This is a genomic window from Rhodococcus sp. B50 (genome assembly GCF_013602415.1).
Taxonomy (GTDB): Bacteria; Actinomycetota; Actinomycetes; order Mycobacteriales; family Mycobacteriaceae; genus Rhodococcus.
On the sequence record NZ_WPAG02000002.1, the window covers coordinates 372,295 to 399,162 of the forward strand.

Below are 26,868 nucleotides of genomic sequence, written 5' to 3' on the forward strand. Positions count from 1 at the left end.
ATGTCAGATACCACCGCTCCTACCGAGACACTCGCACCCGCCTACACGGGCCGGCTCGGTACCGAACCGATTCCCGCTCTGAGACTGCCGAAGTCGGAGACCGAACCGGAAGCGGCCTACCGCTTCATCCACGACGAACTGATGCTCGACGGCAGTTCGCGGCTCAACCTGGCCACCTTCGTCACCACCTGGATGGATCCGCAGGCCGACCGTCTCATGGCCGAGACGTTCGACAAGAACATGATCGACAAGGACGAGTACCCGGCGACGGCGGAGATCGAGACCCGTTGCGTCAACATGGTGGCGGCGCTGTTCCACGCAGAGGATCTGTCTCCCTCCGATCCCGCCTCGGCCACCGGTGTCTCGACGGTCGGATCGTCCGAGGCCGTGATGCTCGCCGGTCTCGCTCTCAAGTGGCGCTGGCGTCAGGCCCGGCAGGCGGCGGGTAAGGATGCCTCCAAGCCCAACCTGGTGCTCGGCAGCAACGTCCAGGTGGTGTGGGAGAAGTTCTGCCGATATTTCGATGTCGAACCGAAGTACCTGCCGATGGAGCCCGGCCGCTACGTGATCACCCCCGACCAGGTCCGCGAAGCAGTCGACGAGAACACCATCGGTGTCGTCGCGATCCTCGGCACGACCTTCACCGGTGAACTCGAACCCGTCGCGGAGATTGCAGCGGCACTCGATGAGGTCGCTGCAGCCGGTGGTCCCGATGTGCCGCTCCATGTCGACGCCGCCAGCGGTGGATTCGTCGTCCCGTTCCTCCATCCGGAACTCGAATGGGACTTCCGTGTACCGCGAGTGGTGTCCATCAACGTCAGTGGCCACAAGTACGGCATGACCTATCCGGGTATCGGCTTCGTCGTATGGCGCTCGAAGGAACATCTGCCCGAGGATCTCGTCTTCCGCGTCAACTACCTCGGCGGCGACATGCCGACTTTCACCCTGAACTTCTCGCGCTCCGGAAATCAGGTGGTCGGCCAGTACTACAACTTCATCCGTCTCGGGGTCGCCGGGTACACCCAGATCATGGAGTCCCTGCGTGACACCGCCCTGATGTTGTCGCGCATGATCTCCGGGATCGACGACATGGAGATCATCACCGACGGTTCCGCGATCCCGGTGCTGTCCTTCCGGTTGGTGGGGGAGCCGGGATACACGGTCTTCGACGTCTCCCACGAACTGCGGGCCCGCGGATTCCAGGTCCCCGCGTACACGATGCCGGCCGATGCCGAGGACGTCGCGGTGCTGCGCATCGTGCTCCGCGAGGGATTCAGCCGCGATCTCGCCTACAAACTCGGCAAGGACATCGCCGAGGTGGTGGGTTATCTCCGCGAGGGTGTCGGCCGCGGCCACACCGGGCAGGCATTCGCGCACTGAGCGCTTTCACGTCCACGGCTCTTCGGTTCGGGGTGCTGCGCGAGGTTCCTCTCCGCGCCCACGGCGAAGGGGGAGAAACTCGCGGAGTTTCTCCCCCTTCGCCATGAGAATCGTTCGTGAACTGTCCGAATGGATGCACTCGAAATTGCCCGAATGTGATTCTCCACGCGGTGCGACAATTCCGGAGAAATCCGTCATTTCTCCCGCGGGCTGCTAAAGTTTGCGCACCCCGTGAGTTCGATTCGGGAAGATGCTGCCCTGGATGCGAAAGGGATTGTGAACGTGCCGAGAACGATGCCCTTGTCTCGTCGCCGTTTGTTCTCCGTTCTGTCGGCACACCCCGAATTGGTCGTGATCCATGGGGGTCCCTTCTCGGGCAAGACGACTCTCGTCGATACATGGCTGGCGACCGATCCGTGCCCCGATGCGGTGCCGGTCATCGTCCGCGCACCCGCTCCGGATGTCGTATCCGAGGCGTACTGGGCAACGGTGTCGTCGTCGCTCTGCAACTCTCTCGGGATCGGCGAACCCGTTGCGGCAGCGGGATCGTTCGAGGCACTGTGCTCGGTGCTCGTGCGGGACGTGCGACCGGTGATGTTCGTGCTCGACGGTGTACGGTCCGTCGACGCGATCGAGGAACGGGTCGGGCAACTGCTGCAACTCGGACCGCAGATCCGGGTCGTGGTGACGAGCCGGGCCGCGGGTTCGTGGGATGCCTACGTCGACGGACATCCCCGCAGGGCGATCGTGGACGCCGACGCCCTGGCGTTCACCGCGGACGAGACCGCTGCCTTGTGCCGGGTCTTCGGTATCGCGCGCGACGAACGCACCGTCGAGTGGATCAACCGCCGTACCGAGGGTTTCGCCGCATTCGTCGAGGCTGTCTGCGCGACGTTGCGGTCCCACACGCCGCAGTCGGCGACGTACGGCACCGAGGCTCTCGATGTACTCGTCGACTCGGCCGTCGATCTCGTCGTGACGCGATTCGTGGCCGCGAATCCCGCACTGGCCCGGTCGTCGCGCGCCGTTCTCGTCTCCGCTGCGCCGAACAGGGTGACGGCGTCGTCCGTTTCGGCCCTGCCGCAGGTCGCCGACGGCGACGAGCTCGTCGACGTCCTGGTCGTGTCGGGGTTGGTCGAGGCGTGCCCGGCGGACGAGGAGACGGCGTGGTGTTATCCCGAGATCGTCCGTGCATCGCTCCTGCGGGTGGGTAGCGCAGAATGCCCGGAGGAACTGTGGGATGCGCGGTCCGCTCTCATCGAGTACTGGTTGGGACGTTCGCGACCGGACCTCGCCCTCGAGCACGCTGTGGAGCGGCGCGACTGGCAGTCCGCGCTCGGCATCATCGAACGGAACTGGGTGGCGCTGTACGGGAGTGGTTCGCTTCGCTCCGTGGGATTCGTGTTGCTCGAGTTGTTACCGGACGACATCGCGGCGCACGATCGGACCGTCGCGTCGCTACGGGCCGTCGCCCGAGTGCAGAACGAGTCGAAGGACGCAGAGCAGGAATCGATTCCGTATCCGTCCGAAGGTGTGACGGACCTCTCGGTGCCCTCCGCGAAGTTCCCGCAGGCCTTCGAAACGATTCTCCGTCTCGGCAGCCTCCGGATGCAGGGTGCATACGACGAGGCGATGGAGGTGTGCGACGACCTGGCCTCCGACCAGGTGCCGGACGTCGGGCAGCTCGACGACACCACTCGGCACGCGCACGGACTGAAATACCTCAATCTCGGCACCGTCTATCTGCTCGGCGGACGTACCACGGATGCCGGAACGATGCTGCGCCACGCGCATACGGCGGGGCGAGGTGTGTTCGTCGAACGGGAGGCTGCAGGCAAGCTCGCCCTCCTGGAGGCCCTGCGGGGCCGGCCACACGAAGCCGTCCGATGGATCGAGGAGGAACGTCGACATCCGCCTGTCCTCGGTGAGGCCGAGGCGCTGGTCCGTACGGCGGGGCTCGCCGCGACCGCGCTCGTGGCACTCGATCGGCTCGACACCGGCACGGCCTCACGTGCCCTCGCCGAGCTCGGCACGCCCAGCCACGTCGAAGAGCTGTGGGCGGCCGCCATGTACGCACGGGGGCGTCTGGCGTTGCTGACCGGCGTGCCCGCCGACGGTCTGCTGTACATCGATGCGGAATTGCAGCGTTTCGCGCATCGCCTCACCGGTATGTCCGCCGTGCTGATCGATGCCGTACGAGCCGACCTCCATCTCGCGCTCGGCGAGGCCGGCGCGGTACGCGAGTTGCTGGACGGGTCGACGCATCCGCTCACGGCTCCGGCTCGTGCGCGACTGCGCCTGCTCGCCGGCGATCCCGGAGGCGCCGAGGTGATCGTGCATCGTGGCGACGCGGACCGTGAGCACTGTCCCGCCCTCGGTGCGGAACTCGCTCTCATCGGAGCCGTGGCGGCGTTGCGGCTCGGCCGACGCGCCGACGCGCGCCGACACCTCCAGCGGGCGGTCGTGCTCGCCGAACATGCCGGGGTGACGCGGCCGTTCGTTGCGGTCCCGCCGTCGGCCGTGCGCGACATCCTGTCCCTGGGCGTCGAACTGCCGATCGACCTCGATGCGGCGATGGCCGAGTACGGCATCTTCCGCGAGATCCGTGTCGTCGTGAGGCTCACCCCGCGCGAGCGCGCGGTCCTCGACGCGTTGCTCGCCGGTGGCACCGCGCGCTCGATCGCGAAGGACCAGTTCGTCGCTCTGAACACCGTGAAGACCCAGTTGCGTTCGCTCTACCGGAAACTGGGCGCGCATTCGCGGGAGGAAGCGATCGTGCAGGCACGCAGACTCGTCGTCGGATGAGGCTCACACCCGCGTGCACCGCGAGTGCACCGACAACACCCGAACAGGCCGGGCGCTAGCGGAGTACGGTGCCGACGATGCCCGCGAAGTAACCGATGCGCGCGATCTCGGACGGCCGGAATTCGGGTCCGCCGGGACGCCCGAGGACGAGGACGCGCTCGGATGAGCCGAGAGGAGCGGCCGCGAGCATCGTGTCCATGTCGCGCCAGAGCTGCGGCACCCAGTCGCCCTCGTGATCGAGCAGCGTGGCTTCGTCGAGCGGCATCCAGGGGACGCCGCTGAGGTGGGTCTCCGGCGAACCCGGGCTCCCCGCGATGCGGAAGATGCCGTTCGGGCCGATCCCGAGGACGGTCGCCCAGCCGACGCGCAGCACCCGAGGCGCGCCGTCGACGAGGATCTGGATCCGGTCGTCGCGCGCGGCGGCGACGTGATCGATCAGTTCGAGTTCGCGGTGTGTATCGAGGATCCCGGCGTAGGGACGAATCGAGTCGACCGTCACGCCGGGCAGGGCCTCGGCCGCGGTGAGGAGCGTGTCGGGTAGCTTGCCCGGTTCGACGTCGACGACGAGATCGTCGATCGCGAAATCACTGCCGCGTTCGACGACGTCGAGCGACAGGATGTCGGCGCCGACCGAACCGAGCGCCACGGCGAGCGAGCCGAGACTACCGGGACGATCGGGGAGCCTGACACGCAGGAGGTACGACACGTGAGTCCTTCCTCAGTCGGTTTCGTGCCGTCGACGAACGCCACATCGACGGCATGTGATGCGCCGGCATCCGCATTCCGGCGCCAAGGGCCGTATCGGCCTCTGGCAGACCACATCCTTGCACCTCGTCGACGGCGTCAGGGACGGTGCGGAACCGAAAATATGCCGAGCCCGCCGAAAATCCCCGGTGGCGACCGGGGATGTCACACGAATGCAACACAGCGTTGCGGAGCTTGCAACATCGGCCCGCGGAAAGCAGCACCGCGCGGGCGGCGAGTGATGTCGTCGAACCGCGTGCGCCGCCGCTTCCAGGACGCATTACCCTGGACGGGACGTTCACTCTCCATCGGAAAGGGGCCATTCACGGTGCCTGCCATCTCCCGTGACGAGGTCGCGCATCTCGCCCGGTTGTCCCGGCTTGCGCTGACCGATGACGAACTCGACGAGTTCGCCGGTCAGTTGGATTCGATCCTCAACCACGTCAAGGCGGTGTCGGAGGTGGCCGCGGACGATGTGCCTCCCATGGCGAACCCGAACGCCGTCACCAACGTGACGCGACCCGACGTCGTCGTTCCCGGCCTCACGCCCGAGCAGGCGCTCTCCGGTGCGCCCGCCGTGGAGGAAGACCGCTTCTCGGTCCCGCAGATCCTGGGAGAGGGCGAATGAGCGCCGATACGACACGTCTCGACGCCGCGACCCTGGCGTCGAAGATCCACGCCGGCGAACTGTCGTCGGTGGAGGTCACCCAGGCCCACCTCGATCGCATCGCCGAGGTGGACGGCGAGTACAACGCCTTCCTGCACGTCGCGTCCGAACAGGCCCTCGCCGCCGCGGCCGAGGTCGACCGGGCCGTCTCCGCGGGCGAGAAGCCGGCCTCGCCGCTGGCCGGTGTGCCGCTCGCGCTCAAGGACGTGTTCACCACCACGGACATGCCCACCACGTGCGGCTCGAAGATCCTCGAGGGCTGGCTCTCGCCCTACGACGCGACGCTCACCACGAAGCTGCGCGAGGCGGGCATCCCCATCCTGGGCAAGACCAACATGGACGAGTTCGCAATGGGCTCGTCCACCGAGAACTCGGCCTACGGACCCACCCGCAACCCGTGGGACACCAGCCGCATCCCCGGCGGCTCCGGTGGTGGTTCCGCTGCCGCACTCGCGTCCTACCAGGCGCCGCTCGCGATCGGCACCGACACCGGTGGCTCGATCCGTCAGCCCGCCGCCGTCACCGCCACGGTCGGCACCAAGCCCACCTACGGCACGGTCTCGCGGTACGGCCTGGTCGCGTGCGCGTCGTCGCTCGACCAGGGTGGCCCCTGCGGCCGCACCGTCCTCGACACCGCGCTGCTGCACGAGGTCATCGCCGGGCACGACCCGCGCGACTCGACGTCGGTGAACGCCGCCGTGCGTCCCGTCGTGGAGGCGGCGCGGCAGGGTGCGGCCGGCGACCTGAAGGGCCTGAAGGTCGGCGTGGTCAAGGAACTGCACTCCGACAGCTACCAGCCCGGCGTGCTCTCGTCGTTCGACGCGGCGGTCGAGACGCTCACGAAGCTCGGCGCGGAGGTCGTCGAGGTGTCGTGCCCGCACTTCGAGTATGCGCTCGCGTCGTACTACCTGATCCTGCCGTCGGAGGTGTCCTCCAATCTGGCCCGCTTCGACGCGATGCGCTACGGCATGCGCGTCGACGACGGCACGATGAGCGCGGAGCAGGTCATGGCCGCGACCCGCGCCGCCGGTTTCGGCAAGGAGGTCAAGCGCCGCATCATGATCGGCACCTACGCGTTGTCCTCCGGCTACTACGAGGCCTACTACGGTCAGGCACTCAAGGTCCGGAGCCTCATCGCGCAGGACTTCGACAAGGCCTACGAGCAGGTCGACGTGCTCGTTTCGCCCACGAGCCCGTTCACGCCGTGGAAGCTCGGCGAGAAGGTCGACGATCCGCTGGCGATGTACCTCTCCGACCTGTGCACGCTCCCGACCAACCTCGCGGGACACTGCGCGATGTCGGTGCCGTCCGGCCTGTCCGCGGACGACGGTCTTCCCGTCGGCCTGCAGATCATGGCCCCGGCCCTGGCCGACGAGCGCCTCTACCGCGTGGGTGCGGCCTTCGAGGCGGCACGAGGACCCATCGTCGCCTGATCCGCTGTCGTACCGCGACCCGCCGTGCCGTTCGTCGGCCGGCGGGTCGCGGTCTTCCGGGCCGTCGGATCATCTGGCGGTGGTGGTGCACAATGCTTGGTCGTCGCTGTAACGGTGGCCGTGGCCGGGTGCTGTTTCGAGCGAGGTGAGCAGATCCACCGTCGTGTGCAGGAACGACACCACGGGTAGCCACGGCGGGGTCGGGGCATCGGCGCGAGCGTGCGACAGGTCCGGCGGCGACCACAGCAGCGACGGTCGCCACCACACCACCGGGTCGGACGTGTTCGCCAGGACGCTCGCGCCGGCCGTGCGGACACCGGCGGGTGGCCCCGCGAGGAACAGTGTGCACGGCTCCGGGGCGATGTCGTCGAAGACGGCAGTCGCACCGGTCGCGCCCAGGGACTGCCCGTAGACGTGGAGGGTGGGACGTCGTTCGTGCGGCAGGGTGGACAGGTGGGCGCGCAGTGCGGTGACGAGGGCGCGAGCCTCCTCCGCCGCGGCACCGCGGTCGAGGACGAAGGTCGCCCAGCTCGGCAGGTCGGAGTACTGCTGGGCGACGATGGCGACGTCGTCGTCCCATCGCGTTTCGAAGCCGCGGACGGCGGCGGCATCGACCCAGCCCGAGCCCGTCGGCACGGTCACCACGAGATACGACCGGTCGAACGCTCCCGTCCTGCGGAGCTCGTCCACCGCGAGCTCGGCGCGCGCCGCCGGGTCCGGTGCGGCCGACAGCGCCACGTAGATCCGGATCGGAGATCCCTCCGCGGGCAAGGACACGAACCTTTGTCCCTCGCGCCCCAACCGGTTCCACGGCACAGCCGATCCTGCGCCCCCCGACAGGCCGGCCGACAGGGCAGTGGGGGAGGAGACGGTGTCGATCGTCTCCCCGGGGGACAAGGCGACCGTGGCGATCCCGATCCCCGACATCACGGCGACGGTCGCCGCCACCGGCCGCCGGGACAGGACGTGCACGAGGCGGGGAAGCGAGAGCAGCACCGCAGCGACCACGGTCGCGATCGTCAGCGCTTCGATCCAGTACCGCACATCCAGGGGCGGGACCGACATCGCCTCCCGCAGCCGGTTCTGCCACCGATGGGCACCGGCCGCCGCGACCAGCACGGCGGATCCACCGACGAGCGCGACGGGCAGACGGAGTTCGGGCCGCTCGGGAGGTGGAGTTCGCCCGGACCGGCGTCGCCGCACGGACACGACGAGGCGGAGCAGCGCCGGCGCCGCCACGACGAACAGCCCGGTGACGATGCCCTGCACGACCGATGGTCGCGGCAGCAGGGAAGGAGCGAGGGAGATCACCGTCGCGAGAACCACCGTGAGAACCGTCATCACCGTGCCTTTCGTGCCGCGTAAGCCAGGAGTGCCGAGCCCGCTGCGACGGCCGGGACCCACGGTGATTCCGGGACAGGAGTCCGGTGACCCTGTCGCCATGAGTTGAATTCCACTGCTGCAGAGGAGATCCCCGCTATGTGAGTGCATGCCGCGATGCCGGGTTCGACACGGCATGCGGTGTCGAGGTGCCGCGCGAACAGTGCATCGAGCGCGAGTCGGGCATCGGTGCCCGGTTCGCCGCCCGTGAGGCGCGCGTACCGGAGGAGGTCGTACCCGAGATCGTGGACCCGGCAAGCGGATTCGAATGCCGCCGGCAGGGGGATCGGGGTGGAGCAGTCGCCCTCCGGATCGGCGAGAGCGATCGTTCCGTCGGGTCGCTTCTCCACGGTCGGTGCGTAACCCATCACGCGGGCGAAATCATCGGGCAGGGACGACAGTGCCCCCGCTGCGTCGTCGGCGACGAGTGCGGTGATCGTCGCTGCGGCCGCGGTGTCGTCCGTCGCAGGTACGGCGGAGGAGGCGAGTGCACCCGGCACGGCGGCATAGGTGGCGGTCGCAAGGAACACGACCGAGGCGGCGCGGCCCACTGCGGATTTCACTGTCATGCCGGCGACGCTAGGAACGCGCAGCGCTGCACCGGGACCCGCGACGGAGGGATTTCGGTGAAGCCACCAGCACCCGGAGGGCTGTTCGGATCTCACCCCCAGGTATGAGGACAGTCGAGACGGCGGCTCCTAGCGTGGGTGAGGTGAAAGAGCTTGCACTGGCCGGCGTGAGAACGGCGCGGCGCTTGGGTCGGGGACGATGGAGTGTCGTCACCGTGGTCACCGTGACGCTGATCCTCTACGCGATCGCGTGGCCGACCCTGCCCCTGACCCACGACATCTCCCCACCGCTGTTGCCGCTGATCTCCGGGATGGCGGTGTTCCCCTTCCTCCTCGTGCTCGTCCGGCCGGGTCTCGGGTGGGCGGTGGCCGCGGCGGCCGGTCTCGTCATCCCGATCGCGTTCGACCGGCTTCCGGGCTACGACTATCCGTGGCAGGTCGTGCACATCCTGGTGACGCTCACGCTGGTGCTCGCCGTCGCGATCCGCGAGGAGATCCGCGTCGTGCTGGTCGTGTGGGTCGCGACCGTCCTGCTGTTCGCGGCCTTCGTTCCCGGCCGCAACGGCTGGGGATGGGGCATCGGGATCAGTGCGATCGTCGTCTTCGGGTTGCTGGTGCGGTGGCTGCTGATCTCCCGCCGGCAACTCGCCCGGGAGGAAGAGGTCAGCGAGCTCGAACGTGCGCGTCGCGCCGTCCTCGAGGAGAAGGCGCACATCGCACGCGACCTGCACGACATCGTCGCCCACCACATGTCGATGATTGTCGTGCAGGCGCAGAGCGCCCCCTATCGGCTTCCGGACGTGAACGACGACGTGCGCGCCGAATTCGAGGCCCTCGGCGCGACCGCGCGGGAAGCGCTGAACGACGTCCGCACCCTGCTCGGTGTGCTCCGCAGCGACGGTCGACTCCCCGAACACGAACCGCAGCCCGGCATCGACCGCATCGGTGAGCTGTTCGATTCCTCCCGCCGAGCGGGCATGAAACTCGAGACGGAGACGGTCGGCATCCCCGGGCGCGTCTCCGACGGTGTCGGGCTCACCGTCTACCGGATCCTGCAGGAATCCCTGGCGAACGCGGCCCGGCACGCACCCGGTGCCCGGGTGTGCGCACGGCTGCAGTGGGAACCGGCAACCGTGACGGTGGAGGTGACCAACGGACCGGCAGCGACCGACAAGCTCGACGACGCGGTTCGGCCGTCGGATCGCAGTGGCGGTAACGGCATCCTGGGCATGGCCGAACGCGCGTCCGTCGTCGGCGGCCGACTCGTCGCCCATCCACGAGCCGACGGAGGTTTCGAGGTCCGCGCGGTTCTCCCGGTACCGACCGGGGCCTAAGGTGGGTGCCGATGACCGAACCGCACCCTCCCATCACCGTGTTCGTCGCCGACGACCAGGCCATGGTCCGGCAGGGCTTCGGAGCGCTGCTCGGTGCCCAGCCCGACATCAGCGTCGTCGGCGACGCTCCCGACGGCCGGGCAGCCGTCGCGGAAGTCGCGCGCCTGCGCCCGGACGTCGTTCTCATGGACGTGCGGATGCCCGAGATGAACGGCCTCGACGCGGCCCGGCACATCCTCGCCGACACCCGTGAACCGCGGTCGAAGATCCTCATGCTCACCACATTCGACCTCGACGACTACGTGTACGAGGCCCTGGGGATGGGTGCGAGCGGGTTCCTGCTCAAGGACGCTCCCGCCGACGAACTCGTGCGGGCCGTACGGGTCGTCGCCGCGGGTCAGGCGCTGCTCGCGCCGACCGTCACCCGTCGTCTCATCGCCGATGTCACCAGTCGGCGCAGACCGGCGAGGGGACGCGATCGTGTCCTCGACCCACTCACGCCGCGCGAACTCGAAGTGCTCGAACTGATCGCGCACGGATTGTCGAACACCGAGATCGCCGAACGATTGTTCGTCGCCGAACAGACCGTCAAGACCCACGTCGGAAAGGTGTTCGGGAAGCTGCATCTGCGCGACCGCGCGCAGGCCGTGGTGCTCGCCTACGAGTCCGGTCTCGTCACACCCGGCTGAATCGGGCTGCCGTCGCGACGGTGAACGGGCAGGATGGCACTGCGGCACCCGTCCGGGCGGTACCGGTCCGGGCAGTACGGGTCCATGCGACGGGAGGTAGTGCGTGACGAGGATCGGAATTCTCACCAGCGGCGGGGACTGCCCCGGTCTCAACGCGGTCATCCGCGGTGCGGTGCTCAAGGGGACCGAGGTGCACGGTCAGGAGTTCGTCGGATTCCTCGACGGCTGGCGCGGTCTCGTCGAGGGCGATGTGATCCCGTTGGATCGCAGCCGAGTTCGCGGTCTCGCTCAGCAGGGCGGCACGATCCTCGGTACGAGCCGGTTCGGCCCGTACCAGGGACCCGACGGTGGAGCGCAGAACATCCAGAAGACGCTCGACCGCCTCGGTGTCGATGCCGTGATCGCCATCGGGGGAGAGGGCACCGCCGCCGCCTCGAAGCGGCTGTTCGGTGAGGGAATCCGCATCGTCGGTGTGCCCAAGACGATCGACAACGATCTCAGTCACACCGACTACACCTTCGGTTTCGACACGGCCGTCGAGATCGCGACCGTGGCGATCGACCGTCTCCGCACCACGGGCAACTCCCACAAGAGGTGCATGGTGCTCGAAGTCATGGGCCGGCACGCCGGGTGGATCGCGTTGCATGCGGGCACCGCAGGTGGTGCGCACGCCATCCTCATCCCCGAACATCCCGAGAGCCTCGAGCAGATCTGCGAGTGGGTGACCAGTGTCCGCGATCGCGGGCGCGCGCCGATGGTCGTCGTCGCGGAGGGCTTCACGCTCCCCGAGATGGAAGAGGCGTACTCCACCAAGGGGCTCGACGGATTCGACCGCCCACGCCTCGGCGGCATCGCGGAGGTGCTCGCACCGCTCATCGAGAAACGCACCGGCATCGAAACCCGCGCAACGGTGCTCGGGCACATCCAACGTGGCGGTGTCCCCACGGCATTCGACCGGGTACTCGCGACCCGACTCGGCATGGCCGTGACCGATCTCGTCGCCGAAGAGGACTGGGGCCACATGGTCGCGCTGCACGGCACCGACATCGCCCGGGTCGATTTCGACGAGCTCGCCGAGCCGAAGTACGTGCCCGACGAGCGCTACCAGGAGATGCGGGTCCTGTTCGGGTGAGGCCGCGCGGCGGCACTCGTGACGCCGTCTAAAATCGATATCATGACTGCCTCCGTGTCCGCTGACCTGCTCGCCTACGACGACGTGCTCGCGAAGTTCGAGCCCGTGATGGGCATGGAGGTGCACGTCGAGCTGCACACCGCCACCAAGATGTTCTGCGGATGCCCGACCGCCTTCGGCGCCGAACCGAACACCCAGGTGTGCCCGGTCTGCCTCGGCCTGCCGGGGGCGTTGCCCGTCGTCAACCAGGCCGCGGTCGAGTCCGCGATCCGGATCGGTCTCGCGCTGAACTGCTCGATCACCCCGTGGGGTCGCTTCGCGCGGAAGAACTACTTCTACCCGGATCAGCCGAAGAACTACCAGATCTCGCAGTACGACGAGCCGATCGCCACCGACGGCTATCTCGATGTCGTGCTCGACGACGGCACCACCTGGCGGGTCGAGATCGAGCGCGCGCACATGGAGGAGGACACCGGCAAGTCGCTGCACGTCGGTGGCGCCACCGGCCGCATCCATGGCGCGAGCCACTCGCTGCTCGACTACAACCGCGCCGGTGTGCCGCTCGTCGAGATCGTCACCAAGCCGATCGTCGGTGCCGGTGAGCGGGCCCCCGAGGTCGCGCGTGCCTACGTCACCGCGCTGCGCGACCTGCTGAAGGCCCTCGATGTATCCGACGTCCGCATGGACCAGGGCTCGATGCGCTGCGACGCGAACATCTCCCTCATGCCGATCGGCGCGAAGGAATTCGGGACTCGCACCGAGACGAAGAACGTCAACTCCCTCAAGTCCGTCGAGGTGGCCGTGCGCTACGAGATGCGCCGGCAGGCGGCGGTGCTGGTCTCCGGCGGCGAGGTGATCCAGGAGACGCGGCACTTCCAGGAGGCCGACGGCACCACCTCGCCCGGTCGTCGTAAGGAGACCGCCGAGGACTACCGCTACTTCCCGGAGCCGGATCTCGAGCCCATCGCCCCCGACGCCGCCTGGGTCGAGGAACTGCGCGCCACCCTGCCCGAGCTGCCGTGGCTGCGCCGGGCCCGCATCCAGGCCGAGTGGGGTGTGTCCGACGAGGAGATGCGCGATCTGGTCAACGCCGGTGCGCTCGAACTCGTCATCGCGACCACCGAGGCCGGTGCGCCCGCCTCGGAGGCCCGCTCGTGGTGGGTCGCGTACCTGGCCCAGCAGGCCAACACCCGCGGCGTCGAACTCGCCGAGCTGCCTATCACGCCCGAGCAGCTCGCCCGTGTCATCGCGCTCGTGGCCGAGGGCAAGCTGACGAACAAGCTCGCCCGTCAGGTCGTCGACGGTGTGCTCGCCGGTGAAGGCGGACCCGACGAGGTGGTGGCCGCTCGCGGTCTCGAGGTCGTGCGCGACGATTCGGCGCTGCAGGCCGCAGTCGACGCCGCCCTCGCTGCCAACCCCGACATCGCCGACAAGATCCGCGCCGGCAAGGTCCAGGCGGCCGGCAAGATCGTCGGCGACGTCATGAAGGCCACTCGCGGACAAGCCGATCCGGCGCGCGTGAAGGAACTTGTGATCGCCGCGTGCAGTTGATCTTGTGCGGCTAGAGTAGCCGCGCATGGACGCCGCCGTTGCCACCTCGCTGTTCTGGATCGTCGTCGCGGCGGTGCTCGCACCGCTCATCGCCGGCGTCGTTCCGCGTCGGCTGGTCCCCGAGGTCGTGCTGCTTCTGGTTGCCGGTGTCTTCATCGGCCCCTACGCGCTCGATCTCGCGGAGACCGGTAGCGAGATCGGCATCCTGCGCGAGCTCGGGCTGGGAATGCTGTTCCTGCTCGCCGGATACGAGATCGACCCGGCCGAGCTGCGCGGGCGAGGCGGACGCCGCGCGATGGTCACCTGGTGCGTGTGCATGCTGTTGGCCCTCGGTACCGTCGCCGTCCTCGGAATTGCAGGTCAGGTGCACGCCGAGATCGCCGTGGCGATCGCCCTGACGTCCACGGCACTCGGGACGCTCCTGCCGATCCTCGCCGACCGCGGGCTCGTCGCCACCCCGCTCGGACGGTCGGTGCTCAACCACGGTGCGTTCGGGGAGCTGCTACCGGTCGTTGCCATGGCGACCCTGCTCGGGGCGCGCGGCGCACTCGGGTCGCTGATCGTGCTGCTGGCCTTCGCGGTGGTGGCCGTGCTCGTCGCCGTGCTGCCCTCCTGGATCCTGCGGGACGGCACGCGGTTCACGCAGTTCGTCCGGCTCGGCTCCGAGACCACCGCGCAGATCCCGGTGCGCCTGACGATGCTGCTGCTCGTCGGGCTCATCGCGGTGGCCGCCGTCTTCGATCTCGACATCATCCTCGGCGCGTTCGCGGCCGGTTTCATCCTGCGCCGCACGATCCCGGCCGGCGACGAACGGCTCGAGAAGAAGCTCGACGGTCTGGGATACGGCTTCCTCATCCCCATCTTCTTCGTCACCTCGGGCATGGCGATCGACGTCGGTGCTGTCGTGGGTGCCCCCGGGATCCTGCTGGCCTTCCTCGGACTGCTGATCCTCGTACGGGGTGTGCCGGTGTTCGTCGCATCGCGCCTCGAACGCGACGCGACCGGGAACCGGATGTTCGGAACCGCGGAACAATTGCAGATCGCGCTGTACTCGACGACCGGCCTTCCGCTGATCGTCGCGGTCACGGGAGTCGCGGTAGCTGCCGGTCAGATGTCGAACGCGAGCGCGTCGATCCTCGTGGCGGCCGGCGCTGCCACCGTCCTGGTGCTCCCGATGCTCGCGGGACTGCTCCACCGCCCCGCGCCGGAGGAGACACCGGAGCGGGCCTGATCAGTCGAATCCGCCGCCACCGGCCGGGAACTGGATGCGGACGACGCGGTCGTCGTTCGGTCCCGGTTCGGCGCCCGACTTGTTGACCGTGGAGACCCACAGCAGGCCGTCGGGCGACGAGGCCGCGCCGCGCAGCATGCCGTAGCGGTCCTCCGCGGCGAGAACGGGGGCCGCCGTGACCGCCCCGGTTCCGGGGTCGGTGGTGACGACCGCGACGGCCTTCGCGTCGGTGAGCGAGATCGCGATCCCGTCAGGGGCCGCCGCGCAACCGGCGACGCCGGGCCGCTCGGGCCACGTCCAGGCCGGGCCGGTGCCGGTCGAGCCGTCCACACCGACCCGCTGGAGCCGGTCTTCGAGGGGAGTGCGGTCGGTAATCCACAGATTGCCGTTCGGATCGCGGCACACGTCGCCCGCGGTGCCGATGCCCGACAGCATCACCGACGGTGCGGGCGCCGCTCCGGGTGCCGGGAGCGGCAGTTTCAGGAGCTTGCCGGACAGGGCGTTCGGATCGTTTGCGGCAGAAGAGTTTCCGGCGTCACCGGTGAGGACGGCGATCTCGGTGGCCGAGACGAACTCGATGGCGCCGGCATTCCCGGTCGCGCCGCGGGGTATCCCCGTCAGCACGTCCTTGGGGGTGTCGCCCGCGGCGATCCGGACCACGCGGTTGTCGGAGGCCGTGGTGATGTAGGCGTAGAGCAACCGGTCCTCGGCGAAGGTGGGGGAGAGCGCCACGTCCAGCAGCCCGCCGTCTCCGGACCCGTCGACGGCGATCGTCGCGACCTCGACCGGCTCGGTGTCCGGCGCGACCTGCAGTATCCGACCCGTCCGGCGTTCGGTGACGAGCGCGGAGTTGCCGTCGGGCATCGTCACCAGACCACCGGTGACGTCGAGGCAGGTCGCGATCACCGCCGGATCGGGATCGACACACGGCCCCGGCGGCTTGGGGGAGGCGCTCGGAGTCGTCGTCTCGGAGGGGTCCTGAGGGCCCACACCCGGACCGGGATCGAAGGTGGGTTCGGGGGTGAACGGGCTCGACGCGGAGTCGTCGAAGCGGGCGCACGACGGGACCGCGAGGACTCCGACGGTCAGCGCCGCCGCTGCCGCGCGTACGCCCCACGAACCCGTCCACCGCGTACCCCGTGTCATGCTGCAAACGTTACCGGCACGACGCGCGCACCCGCGGATGCCGGGTGCCGGGGCGGCCACGGGCCTAGGCTGAGGACGTGGCCGACAACAAGAACGGTGGCATACCGGACGCAGGTTCGAGTCCCTACGGCAATCAGCCCGACGAACGCACCCTCGAGATGCACCGACCACGTGAGTCGTATCTCGGGTCCGACGACGACTTCGGCGGCGGGACTCCGCTGGGCAACGACGCATACGCCGCTCCCACCGAGCAGATGTACCGGCCGGATCCGGTCTACGGTGCGGATACGGGCGGCGCGGTGGTCGCCGGCGAGACCCCGGCGAAGGTGCGCCGCGGAACACTCGACCTCGGGTTGTTCGTCCTGCGCGCGGCGGTCGGGGCGATCCTCGTCGTCCACGGATTGCAGAAGCTGGTGGGGCTGTGGAACGGCCCGGGACTGGACGGTTTCGAGGCGTTGCTGAGCGACGCGGGATACCGGCAGCCGGCCGTGCTCGCGATCGTCGGCGCGGTCGGTGAGATCGTCGCGGGCGGGCTGCTCGTGCTGGGTCTGCTCACCCCGTTCGCCGCGGCCGCGATCGTCGCGATCATGGTCAACGCGGTGCTGTTCAAACACGAACTCGAGCCGGGACTCCAGTTCTTCGCCGCCGAATCGTCGGGCTTCGAATTCGAGGCCCTGCTCGTCGCGTGCGCGGTGGCACTCACCCTCACCGGGCCGGGACGTATCGCGGTCGACGGACGACGCGGTTGGGCGACGCGTCCCTTCCTGGGCTCGTTCGCCGTGCTGCTGCTGGGTGTGGCGGCCGGCGTGTGCCTGTGGATCTTCGGACGCTGACCCACGAACAACCGGGATACGACAGGGCGAAGGCCCCGCGATCGGATGATCGCGGGGCCTTCGCTCCCGTGCGGTGGGGTGTTACGGCACGCGCCGGACGGCGCCCTTGTCGGCGGAGGTTGCCAGCGCGGCGTACGCCCGCAGCGCCTTGGTGACCGTGCGCTCACGATCGACCGGCTGCCAGGGCCGCTCGGAGGCTTCCATCTTCGCGCGTCGCTCGGCGAGGACGTCGTCGTCGACGAGCACCTCGAGGGTGCGGGTCGCGACGTCGATGCGGATCCGGTCGCCCTGCTCGATCAGCCCGATCGCGCCGCCCGACGCGGCCTCGGGGGAGACGTGCCCGATGGACAGACCGGAGGTGCCGCCGGAGAACCGGCCGTCGGTGATCAGGGCGCACACCTTGCCCAGGCCGATTCCCTTGAGGAACGAGGTGGGATGCAGCATCTCCTGCATGCCCGGGCCGCCGGCCGGGCCCTCGTAGCGCACGACCACCACGTCGCCGGCCTTGATCTTCTTGCCGAGGATGACCGAGACGGCCTCCTCCTGCGACTCGACGACGTAGGCCGGGCCCTCGAAGTGGAACAGATCCTCGTCGATGCCGGCGGTCTTGAGGATCGCGCCGTCCGGCGCGAGGTTGCCGCGCAGCACGCACAGTCCGCCCTCGACGGTGTAGGCGTGCTCGATGTCGCGGATGCAACCGCCCGCGGCGTCGGTGTCGAGCGACGACCAGCGGTTGTCCGTCGAGAACGGTTCGGTGGTGCGCACACCGCCCGGGGCGGCGTGGAACAGTTCGAGGGCGGTCTCGGACGCCTTGCCGGACCGGATGTCCCAGGTGTCGAGCCACTCGTCGAAGTTCTTCGTGTGGACTGTGGAGACATCGGTCTCGAGCAGTCCACCGCGACGCAGCTCACCGAGGATGGCGGGGATTCCACCGGCGCGGTGCACGTCCTCCATGTGATAGTCGGAGTTCGGGGAGACCTTCGCCAGGCACGGCACGCGACGGCTGATCTCGTCGATGGTGGACAGATCGAAGTCGACCTCTCCTTCCTGCGCGGCGGCGAGGATGTGCAGCACGGTGTTCGTGGAACCACCCATCGCGACGTCGAGCGCCATCGCGTTGCGGAAGGCGGCGGGGGTCGCGATGTTTCGCGGCAGCACCGACTCGTCGTCGTCGCGGTAGTAACGCAGGGCCGCCTCGACGATCGTCGTGCCGGCGGTCTCGAACAGTGCGCGTCGCGCCTCGTGGGTGGCGAGGGTCGAGCCGTTGCCGGGCAGCGCGAGACCGAGGGCCTCGGTGAGGCAGTTCATCGAGTTGGCGGTGAACATGCCCGAGCACGAACCGCAGGTGGGGCACGCGCTGCGCTCGACCTCGTCGAGGCCCGCGTCGTCGACGGCCTCGCTGGCGGAGGCGGAGATGGCGGTGATGAGGTCGGTGGGGGCGTGCGCGACACCGTTGACGACGACGGCTTTGCCGGCCTCCATCGGGCCACCGGAGACGAAGATCGTCGGGATGTTCAGGCGCATCGCGGCGTTGAGCATGCCCGGGGTGATCTTGTCGCAGTTGGAGATGCACACCAGCGCGTCGGCGGTGTGCGCGTTGACCATGTATTCGACGGAGTCGGCGATGATCTCGCGGCTCGGGAGCGAGTAGAGCATGCCTCCGTGACCCATCGCGATGCCGTCGTCGACGGCGATCGTGTGGAACTCGCGTGCCACGCCGCCCGCTTCGCGCACGGCCTTCGCGACGATCTCACCGACGTCCTTGAGATGGACGTGACCGGGTACGAACTGCGTGTAGGAGTTCGCGATCGCGACGATCGGCTTGCCGAAGTCGGAATCGGTCAGGCCGGTGGCGCGCCACAGGGAGCGTGCTCCCGCAGCGTTTCGTCCGACGGTGGTGGTGCGTGACCTCAACGGGGGCATGGGCTGACTTCCTTGACGGTGGCTGTGTGCGCAATCGGCCGGGCCGCATCCGGTCGCCGGGCTGGGGCGGGCTCGGGCAGCGGCACCGACGAATCTACTCGTGTGCTGTCGGGTGCATCTATTCGCATCCGGTCGCGGGGTTCAGGAGGAGCGGTCGTCCTTCTTCTCGACGGTGACTGCGTCGTCGGCGGTTTCGGCACCGGATACCGCTTCGGACGCCGCTTCGGCACGGTGTGCCTCCTCCTCCGCGCGGCGTGCGGCCGCGTACGGATCGGGGATGCGGCCGCCACTGGCTTCCGACAGTTGCGGCAGGCGGCCGAAGGTGACGACCGGCAGTGCGACCTCACTGCCGTCGGTGAGCCGTGCGCGGGCCCAGCCCCGCTTCGGAAACCGGAGGCCGTCGAGGGAATCCCAGTCCAGGCTCGTGGTGGAGAAGGTCGCCCGCGCCACGATGCCCTCGGGGCCGACGACGGTGCGTACCCGCACGATCCACGCGGCGACGAGGAACGGGATGATCAACGTCCATGCGAAGGCCTCCGGCCACGCCAGCGCCGGGGAGGCGAGGGCGAGGAACAGCAGAGCACACGCCAGAAACGACAGTCGCGAGATCTGGATGACCTGCGTCGTCGAATCGGGCGTGTGGGATGATGGAGTCGGTGGCACGGGCTGCTGGGAAGATGACACCTCTACATCTTCGCACTGCAGCCGCGGCATCTCACATTCTGGGACGGTCGACCGCACCAAGTTGACTGTCTGGACACCATGCGCCTACCGTCGAGCGCGTGAATCAGAATGGGTTGCTCGTAATCGGCCGGCGCGTCGTCGCCTGAGCCGCATTCTGCAACTCGCCCACGACGCGCCACCCTCGTACAGCAGACTGCTGACGAGGGTTTTTTGTTGCCCGGAGCCAGAATCAGAGGAACTCGCAGTGAGCGCACCAACCGCACGGCCTCAACCCTCGCCGCGAAAGCCGGGGTCCGCCACCCCGACTCCCGCAGCTGCAGCAGCGCAGCCCGCCAACCGTCGCCAGGTCGCCCCCGAGCGGGTCACCGGCGCGCAGTCGGTGGTCCGCGCACTCGAGGAACTCGAGGTCGACACGGTATTCGGCATTCCCGGCGGCGCGATCCTGCCCGTCTACGACCCACTCTTCGACTCGCGGCGCGTGCGTCACGTGCTCGTCCGTCACGAGCAGGGCGCCGGACACGCTGCCACCGGTTACGCCCAGGCCACCGGCAAGGTCGGCGTCTGCATGGCCACCTCCGGTCCGGGCGCGACGAACCTCGTCACCCCTCTCGCCGACGCGCAGATGGACTCCGTGCCCGTCGTCGCGATCACCGGCCAGGTCGGTCGTCCGCTCATCGGCACCGACGCCTTCCAGGAAGCCGACATCTCCGGCATCACCATGCCGATCACGAAGCACAACTTCCTGGTCACCGACGGCGCCGACATCCCGCGCATCCTGGCCGAGGCGTTCTACCTCGCCTCTTCGGGCCGGCCGGGTGCCGTCCTCGTCGACATCCCCAAGGACATCCTCCAGGCGCAGACCACCTTCAGCTGGCCGCCGGAGATGCACCTGCCCGGCTACCGCCCCGTGACGAAGCCGCACGGCAAGCAGGTCCGCGAGGCCGCGCGGCTGATCGCCGACGCGAAGAACCCGGTGCTGTACGTCGGTGGCGGTGTCATCAAGGCCGACGCGTCGCCCGAGCTGCTCGAACTCGCCGAGCTGACCGGCATCCCGGTCGTCACGACGCTCATGGCCCGCGGCGCGTTCCCCGACAGCCACAACCTGCACTGCGGTATGCCTGGCATGCACGGCAACGTCGCCGCCGTCGCCGCGCTGCAGAGGAGTGATCTGCTCATCACCCTCGGTGCCCGTTTCGACGACCGGGTGACCGGCCAGCTCGACTCGTTCGCGCCCGACGCCAAGGTCATCCACGCAGACATCGATCCTGCGGAGATCGGCAAGAATCGGCACGCCGACGTGCCGATCGTCGGTGACTGCAAGGAGGTCATCGTCGAGCTGATCGAGGCCATCCGCGCCGACCTGGCGACCGGCACGAAGCTCGACTACTCGGCCTGGTGGGCCTACCTCGACGACATCCGTCGCACCTACCCTCTGGCCTACGACCGTCCCGTCGACGACACCCTGTCGCCGCAGTACGTCATCCAGGCCGTCGGCAAGCTCGCCGGTCCCGACGCGATCTACTGCGCGGGTGTCGGCCAGCACCAGATGTGGGCCGCTCAGTTCGTCGCCTACGAGAAGCCCCGTACGTGGCTCAACTCGGGTGGTCTCGGCACGATGGGTTACGCCGTGCCCGCCGCCATGGGCGCCAAGATGGGCCGTCCCGACGCCGAAGTGTGGGCCATCGACGGCGACGGCTGCTTCCAGATGACCAACCAGGAACTGGCGACGTGCGCCGTCGAGGGTGTGCCGATCAAGGTCGCGCTCATCAACAACGGCAATCTCGGCATGGTCCGGCAGTGGCAGACCCTCTTCTACGAGGAGCGGTACTCCAACACCGACCTGGCGACGCATTCGCTGCGCATCCCCGACTTCGTCAAGCTCGCCGAGGCCCTCGGCTGCGTGGGCATTCGCGTCGAGCGCGAGGAGGACGTGGAGCCGGCCATCCGCCGTGCGCAGGAGATCAACGACCGTCCCGTGGTGATCGACTTCATCGTCGGCAAGGACGCGCAGGTGTGGCCGATGGTCGCCGCCGGCACGAGCAACGACGAGATCATGGCCGCGCGCGACATCCGGCCGTTGTTCGACGACGACGCCGCCGCCGACGATCCCGCCGTCATCCACGAGACCATCGACGCGCTCGAAGCCCGCAGTGAGAAGGCTGCGGCCCAGGAGGAGACCAAGTGAGCACGAGCCACACCCTCAGTGTTCTCGTCGAGGACAAGCCGGGCGTGCTCGCCCGAGTCGCATCGCTGTTCTCGCGACGCGGCTTCAACATCGAATCCCTTGCCGTCGGTGGCACGGAGGTTCCCGACATCTCGCGGATGACGATCGTGGTGACTGTCGACGAGTTCCCCCTCGAACAGGTCACCAAGCAGCTCAACAAGCTCGTCAACGTCATCAAGATCGTCGAGCAGGAGGACGAGGCGTCCGTCGCCCGCGAACTCGTGCTCATCAAGGTGCGTGCCGACGCGAGCGTGCGCACCCAGGTCATCGAGACGGTGAATCTGTTCCGCGCCAAGGTGATCGACGTCTCGCCCGAGTCGCTGACCATCGAGGCCACCGGAACGCGGTCCAAGCTCGATGCGCTGCTGCGCATGCTCGAACCGTACGGAATCCGCGAGATCGTCCAGTCCGGTGTCGTCGCGGTCGGACGCGGTCCGAAGTCCATCACGGCTACCCGTTAGCCTTAACACACCCATACTTGCTGAAAGAGGTAATCACTGTGGCAGTCGAGATGTTCTACGACGACGATGCCGACCTGTCGATCATCCAGGGTCGTAAGGTCGCCGTCATCGGCTACGGCAGTCAGGGACACGCGCACTCGCTGAGCCTGCGCGACTCGGGCGTCGACGTTCGCATCGGTCTGAAGGAGGGCTCGAAGTCGCGGGCCAAGGCCGAGGAGGCCGGCCTCACCGTCGGTACGCCCGCCGAGGTCTCGGAGTGGGCCGACGTCATCATGGTCCTCGCTCCCGACACCGCCCAGGCGTCGATCTTCACCAACGACATCGAGCCCAACCTGAAGGGCGGCGACGCGCTGTTCTTCGGCCACGGACTCAACATCCACTTCGGTCTCATCACCGCTCCCGAGAACGTGACCGTCGCGATGGTCGCCCCCAAGGGTCCCGGCCACCTCGTGCGTCGTCAGTTCGTCGACGGCAAGGGCGTTCCGGCGCTCATCGCCGTCCACCAGGACCCCAAGGGTGAGGGCCAGGCGCTCGCGCTGTCCTACGCCAAGGGCATCGGCGGCACCCGCGCCGGCGTCATCAAGACCACCTTCAAGGAAGAGACCGAGACCGACCTCTTCGGCGAGCAGGCCGTGCTCTGCGGTGGCACCGAAGAACTGGTCAAGACCGGTTTCGACGTCATGGTCGAGGCGGGCTACGCCCCTGAGATGGCCTACTTCGAGGTCCTCCACGAGCTCAAGCTCATCGTCGACCTCATGTACGAGGGTGGCATCGCCCGCATGAACTACTCGGTGTCCGACACCGCTGAGTTCGGTGGCTACCTCTCCGGACCGCGCGTCATCGACGCCGGCACCAAGGAGCGCATGAAGGAGATCCTGAAGGACATTCAGGACGGCACCTTCGTCAAGCGCCTCGTCGCCAACGTCGAGGGCGGCAACAAGGAGCTCGAGGGTCTCCGCAAGGAGAACGCCGAGCACGGCATCGAGGTCGTCGGCAAGCAGCTGCGCGACCTGATGAGCTGGGTCGATCGCCCCATCACCGAGACGGCGTAAGCCCTCCCGATCCGGTCACGGCGGCCCGGTACCCCCTGCGGGGTGCCGGGTCGCTGTCGTCCGTGCGTCGTGAGAAGCGATGTCGTGAGCGATGTCGCCGCCACGAGCGGAGGCGGCGGAGGATACTTGGCTGATGTGGCTCCTCGCCGCGTTCGGGCGGCTGCCGGGTGTCGTCACCGCACGTGCCTATCGGCGGGGGTGGCTACGGAGCGACCTCACCGCGGGCCTCGCACTCAGCGCCCTGCTCGTTCCCACCGGCATGGGTTACGCCCAGGCCGCGGGCCTGCCGCCCTACACCGGTCTGTACGCGACCGTCGTGCCGATGCTCGTGTACGCGTCGGTCGGTCCGTCCCGGATCCTCGTGCTCGGGCCGGATTCCGCACTCGCTCCGCTCATCGCGGCAGCGGTGATTCCCCTCGCGGCCGAGGGCGATCCGGAGCGTGCGGTGGCCCTCGCTGGTCTGCTCGCGCTCCTCGTCGGAGCGCTCCTCCTGGGCGGGGGGATCCTCCGGTTCGGATTCCTGACCTATCTGCTCTCCACGCCCATCCGGATCGGGTTCCTCAACGCGATCGCGATCATCGTCGTCGTCGGGCAGCTTCCGCTCCTGCTCGGCACCTCGGCCGACGAATCCGGTGTCGTCGCCGAACTTCTCGATATCGTCGACGACGTCTTCGAGGACGGCGTCGAACCGATCGGGTTCTTCCTCGGCATCGGCACGCTGAGCGTCATCCTCGTGTTGCAGAAGTTCGTTCCCCGCGTACCGGCGGTGCTGGTCGCGGTGGTCGCCGCGGCCGCTGCGGTCGCGGTGTTCGGGCTCGCCGACTGCGTGGAGACGGTGGGGGCGTTGCCCTCCGGTTTTCCCACTCCCGCTCTGGGCGGCCTCGAACGGGGCGACGTGATCGAACTGCTCGGGCCCGCAGTGGCTGTCGCCGTCATCGCGTTCGCCGACACGGCGGTGTTGTCGCGATCGTTCGCACTGCGGCGGGGTGAGGACGTCGACGGGAGCTCCGAGATGCGCGCCCTCGGTGTGGTGAACATCGCAGCCGGAGTCACAGGCGGATTCCCGATCTGCGCCAGTGGCAGTCGGACGCCGGTGCTGGAACAGGCCGGAGCGCGTACCCAGCTCGCAGGCGCCGTCGGAGCCGTGACGGTGGCGATCTTCCTGCTGGCGGCACCGGGAGCAACGGCGTACCTGCCGCAGGCGGCGCTCGCTGCGGTGGTGATCGTCGCGGCGAGCGCGCTCGTCGACGTGAGGGCTCTCGGGCGGTTGTGGCGGGTCAACAAGATCGAATTCTGTTTGTCCTTCGCTGCATTCGTCGCGGTCGGTCTCGCCGGCGTGCTCCGAGGCGTGCTCGTCGCGATCGCATTGTCGCTGGCGGTCGTCGTCGTGCGTGCCTGGCGACCCCACCGGACCGAACTGGTCGAACTCGAGGACGTCGCCGGATACCACGACCGGGAGCGGCATCCCGAAGGTCACCGGATCCCGGGCCTCGTGCTCGTCCGGTTCGACGCCCCCCTGTTCTTCGCGAACGGGGTGATCCTCACGAAATTCGTCCGTGAACTCGTCCGTGAACGCGAGGATCGGGTGGAATGGGTGGTTCTCGCGGCCGAACCGATCACGGATCTGGACATCAGCGCGGTCGAGGAGATCGAACGCCTCGACGACTATCTCGCCCACCGCGGGATCCGGCTCGCCTTCGCGGCGATGAAGGGTCCGGTCAAGGACGGACTGCACCGGATGCAAACGGGAAATCGTTTCGGGGACGGACGATTCCACCCCACCGTCCGTACCGCTGTGGTTGCCTTCCGGCACCGGAACCAGCCCGGCATCGACCGCAGTGTGCTCGACGCACCCCCTCGGGACGTCGTCCCACCGCCGGGGAAGGAGGGGCCCGCAGCACCGTGATCCCGATCCCGGTGGCTCCGTAGCGGGGGCTGGGGCACTAAACTGTGGGCGGTCGCGGGTGCCCATGCATGCTGTCGGGCGCGAGCGCCGTCGACCACTCACACATTCACGACACAGGGAGTCCGCACGTGAGCCAGAATGGCCGTCCAGTAGTCCTGATCGCCGACAAGCTTGCGCAGTCCACCGTCGACGCGCTCGGTGACGGTGTCGAGGTGCGCTGGGTGGACGGCCCCGACCGCCCTGCCCTGCTCGCGGCCGTGCCCGAAGCCCAGGCACTGCTGGTCCGTTCCGCGACCACCGTCGACGCCGAGGTGCTCGCCGCGGCACCCAACCTCAAGATCGTCGGTCGCGCCGGTGTCGGTCTCGACAACGTCGACATCGCCGCTGCCACCGAGCGCGGCGTGATGGTCGTCAACGCGCCCACCTCCAACATCCACTCCGCTGCCGAGCACGCGGTCGCGCTGCTCATGTCCGCGGCCCGTCAGGTCCCGGCCGCCGACCGCACCCTGCGTGAGCGCACGTGGAAGCGGTCGAGTTTCAACGGCACCGAGATCCTCGGCAAGACGGTCGGCGTCGTCGGCCTCGGCCGTATCGGCCAGCTGTTCGCTCAGCGGCTCGCGGCCTTCGAGACCCACGTCATCGCGTACGACCCCTACCTGCCGGCCGCGCGTGCTGCGCAGCTGGGCATCGAGCTCGTCGACATCGACGAACTCGTCGCGCGCGCGGACTTCATCTCGGTGCACCTGCCCAAGACCAAGGAGACGGCCGGCCTGATCAACGCCGAGCGGCTCGCCAAGGCCAAGGACGGGGTCATCATCGTCAACGCCGCCCGCGGCGGCCTGATCGACGAGGATGCGCTGTACGACGCGCTCGTCGACGGCAAGGTGCGTGCCGCCGGTCTGGACGTCTTCGAGACCGAGCCGTGCACCGATTCGAAGCTGTTCGACCTCGACAACGTCGTCGTCACGCCGCACCTCGGTGCGTCCACCTCCGAGGCCCAGGACCGCGCCGGTACCGACGTCGCCAAGAGCGTGCTGCTCGCCCTCGCCGGTGAATTCGTGCCCGACGCCGTCAACGTCTCGGGTGGCCCCGTGGGCGAAGAGGTCGCCCCGTGGCTCGAGCTCGTCCGCAAGCTCGGCCTGCTCGCCGGCACCCTCTCGCCCGAGGCCGTGCAGAACGTGCAGGTCGTCGTGAGCGGTGAGCTCTCGGCCGAGAACACCGACATCCTCGGCCTGGCCGCCCTCCGCGGCCTGTTCTCGGCGAGCAGCGACGAGCCCGTCACCTTCGTCAACGCCCCCAAGCTCGCGGAGCAGCGCGGCGTGACCGTCGAGGTCGACAAGGTCAGCGAGGCCACCACGCACCGCAGCGCCGTCGAGGTCCGCGCGGTGGCGCCGGACGGACATGTCACCTCCGTCGCAGGTGCCCTCACCGGTCTGCAGCAGGTCGAGAAGATCGTCAACATCAACGGCCGCAGCTTCGACCTCCGCGCCGAGGGCCACAACCTGATCGTCCACTACCAGGACCGCCCGGGTGTGCTCGGAACGCTCGGCACCGTGCTCGGCAACGCGAGCATCGACATCCAGGCCGCGGCGTTGAGCCAGGACGCGGAAGGTCCCGGCGCGACCGTGATCCTGCGTGTCGACCGCGTCGTCGGCGACGCCGAGGTCGGACAGATCACCGAGGCACTCGACGCGCGGGTCGCCCAGGTCGACCTGTCCTGATCG

The 26,868-nt window shown here is 68.6% G+C and carries 21 protein-coding genes; 15 read left to right on the forward strand and 6 right to left on the reverse strand.

Translation table 11 applies throughout. The features are described from left to right. On the forward strand, positions 1–1,380 hold the full coding sequence (locus GON09_RS02030) for a glutamate decarboxylase (RefSeq protein ID WP_244865346.1): 1,380 nt from the start codon (positions 1–3) through the stop codon (positions 1,378–1,380). A 315-nt stretch (positions 1,381–1,695) separates the two neighbouring features. After that, positions 1,696–4,185 (forward strand): LuxR C-terminal-related transcriptional regulator, encoded by a 2,490-nt coding sequence (locus GON09_RS02035; protein ID WP_244865347.1) that lies wholly within the window; start codon positions 1,696–1,698, stop codon positions 4,183–4,185. A gap of 55 nt (positions 4,186–4,240) precedes the next feature. On the opposite strand, the gene GON09_RS02040 is transcribed toward GON09_RS02035, so the two are convergent. Beyond that, positions 4,241–4,891, reverse strand: coding sequence for an amino acid-binding protein (locus tag GON09_RS02040; RefSeq protein WP_213930381.1), 651 nt, complete (start codon positions 4,889–4,891; stop codon positions 4,241–4,243). Between the two features lie 366 nt (positions 4,892–5,257). Here GON09_RS02040 and gatC point away from each other — a divergent pair, with 366 nt between their 5' ends. Together gatC and gatA are read left to right on the forward strand one after the other, a co-directional pair. Then, positions 5,258–5,557, forward strand: a complete 300-nt coding sequence (gatC, locus tag GON09_RS02045; RefSeq protein ID WP_213930382.1) for an Asp-tRNA(Asn)/Glu-tRNA(Gln) amidotransferase subunit GatC — start codon at positions 5,258–5,260, stop codon at positions 5,555–5,557. After that, on the forward strand, positions 5,554–7,029 hold the full coding sequence (gatA, locus tag GON09_RS02050; RefSeq protein ID WP_213930383.1) for an Asp-tRNA(Asn)/Glu-tRNA(Gln) amidotransferase subunit GatA: 1,476 nt from the start codon (positions 5,554–5,556) through the stop codon (positions 7,027–7,029). The genes gatC and gatA overlap by 4 nt, the downstream gene beginning before the upstream one ends. Positions 7,030–7,098: 69 nt before the next feature. Here gatA and GON09_RS02055 read toward each other — a convergent pair whose 3' ends face one another. Next, positions 7,099–8,370, reverse strand: coding sequence for an alpha/beta-hydrolase family protein (locus GON09_RS02055; RefSeq protein WP_213930384.1), 1,272 nt, complete (start codon positions 8,368–8,370; stop codon positions 7,099–7,101). After that, positions 8,370–8,978, reverse strand: a complete 609-nt coding sequence (locus GON09_RS02060) for a hypothetical protein (protein ID WP_213930385.1) — start codon at positions 8,976–8,978, stop codon at positions 8,370–8,372. The genes GON09_RS02055 and GON09_RS02060 overlap by 1 nt, the downstream gene beginning before the upstream one ends. A 134-nt stretch (positions 8,979–9,112) precedes the next feature. Here GON09_RS02060 and GON09_RS02065 point away from each other — a divergent pair, with 134 nt between their 5' ends. From GON09_RS02065 to GON09_RS02085, 5 genes are all read left to right on the forward strand, one after another. Further along, positions 9,113–10,312 carry a sensor histidine kinase gene (locus GON09_RS02065; RefSeq protein ID WP_213930386.1) on the forward strand — a complete coding sequence of 400 codons (1,200 nt, stop codon included), beginning with the start codon at positions 9,113–9,115 and terminating at the stop codon, positions 10,310–10,312. Between the two features lie 11 nt (positions 10,313–10,323). Then, positions 10,324–11,001 carry a response regulator gene (locus GON09_RS02070; protein WP_213930387.1) on the forward strand — a complete coding sequence of 226 codons (678 nt, stop codon included), beginning with the start codon at positions 10,324–10,326 and terminating at the stop codon, positions 10,999–11,001. A gap of 103 nt (positions 11,002–11,104) precedes the next feature. Next, positions 11,105–12,133, forward strand: coding sequence for a 6-phosphofructokinase (locus GON09_RS02075; RefSeq protein ID WP_213930388.1), 1,029 nt, complete (start codon positions 11,105–11,107; stop codon positions 12,131–12,133). A gap of 42 nt (positions 12,134–12,175) precedes the next feature. Further along, positions 12,176–13,684: an Asp-tRNA(Asn)/Glu-tRNA(Gln) amidotransferase subunit GatB gene (gene gatB / locus GON09_RS02080; RefSeq protein ID WP_213930389.1), complete on the forward strand. Its 1,509-nt coding sequence runs from the start codon at positions 12,176–12,178 to the stop codon at positions 13,682–13,684. 25 nt (positions 13,685–13,709) lie between these two features. Then, positions 13,710–14,915, forward strand: coding sequence for a cation:proton antiporter (locus tag GON09_RS02085; protein WP_213930390.1), 1,206 nt, complete (start codon positions 13,710–13,712; stop codon positions 14,913–14,915). Here GON09_RS02085 and GON09_RS02090 read toward each other — a convergent pair whose 3' ends face one another. After that, a complete protein-coding gene (locus GON09_RS02090) occupies positions 14,916–16,061 on the reverse strand; it encodes a PQQ-dependent sugar dehydrogenase (protein WP_213930391.1) in 1,146 nt (381 codons plus the stop codon). It abuts the gene before it with no gap. A 77-nt stretch (positions 16,062–16,138) separates the two neighbouring features. On the opposite strand from GON09_RS02090, the gene GON09_RS02095 reads away from it, so the two are divergent. Beyond that, the gene (locus GON09_RS02095) at positions 16,139–16,894 is read left to right on the forward strand and encodes a DoxX family protein (RefSeq protein ID WP_213930392.1); all 756 of its coding nucleotides are present in this window, start codon (positions 16,139–16,141) and stop codon (positions 16,892–16,894) included. Between the two features lie 81 nt (positions 16,895–16,975). On the opposite strand, the gene ilvD is transcribed toward GON09_RS02095, so the two are convergent. Together ilvD and GON09_RS02105 are read right to left on the reverse strand one after the other, a co-directional pair. After that, a complete protein-coding gene (ilvD, locus tag GON09_RS02100) occupies positions 16,976–18,817 on the reverse strand; it encodes a dihydroxy-acid dehydratase (protein WP_213930393.1) in 1,842 nt (613 codons plus the stop codon). Between the two features lie 141 nt (positions 18,818–18,958). Beyond that, positions 18,959–19,480, reverse strand: a complete 522-nt coding sequence (locus GON09_RS02105; protein WP_213934227.1) for a PH domain-containing protein — start codon at positions 19,478–19,480, stop codon at positions 18,959–18,961. 265 nt (positions 19,481–19,745) lie between these two features. Here GON09_RS02105 and GON09_RS02110 point away from each other — a divergent pair, with 265 nt between their 5' ends. The 5 genes from GON09_RS02110 to serA all read left to right on the forward strand — a co-directional run bounded on the left by GON09_RS02110 (position 19,746) and on the right by serA (position 26,865). Then, positions 19,746–21,686, forward strand: a complete 1,941-nt coding sequence (locus tag GON09_RS02110) for an acetolactate synthase large subunit (RefSeq protein ID WP_213930394.1) — start codon at positions 19,746–19,748, stop codon at positions 21,684–21,686. Next, positions 21,683–22,186 carry an acetolactate synthase small subunit gene (gene ilvN / locus GON09_RS02115; RefSeq protein ID WP_006554535.1) on the forward strand — a complete coding sequence of 168 codons (504 nt, stop codon included), beginning with the start codon at positions 21,683–21,685 and terminating at the stop codon, positions 22,184–22,186. The genes GON09_RS02110 and ilvN overlap by 4 nt, the downstream gene beginning before the upstream one ends. A gap of 50 nt (positions 22,187–22,236) precedes the next feature. Continuing rightward, positions 22,237–23,238 carry a ketol-acid reductoisomerase gene (gene ilvC, locus GON09_RS02120; protein ID WP_213934228.1) on the forward strand — a complete coding sequence of 334 codons (1,002 nt, stop codon included), beginning with the start codon at positions 22,237–22,239 and terminating at the stop codon, positions 23,236–23,238. Positions 23,239–23,371: 133 nt separating this feature from the next. After that, positions 23,372–25,144 (forward strand): SulP family inorganic anion transporter, encoded by a 1,773-nt coding sequence (locus tag GON09_RS02125; RefSeq protein ID WP_213930395.1) that lies wholly within the window; start codon positions 23,372–23,374, stop codon positions 25,142–25,144. A gap of 128 nt (positions 25,145–25,272) precedes the next feature. Further along, entirely contained in the window at positions 25,273–26,865 is a 1,593-nt protein-coding gene (serA, locus tag GON09_RS02130) for a phosphoglycerate dehydrogenase (protein ID WP_213930396.1), read from the forward strand. Positions 26,866–26,868: the final 3 nt, after the last annotated feature.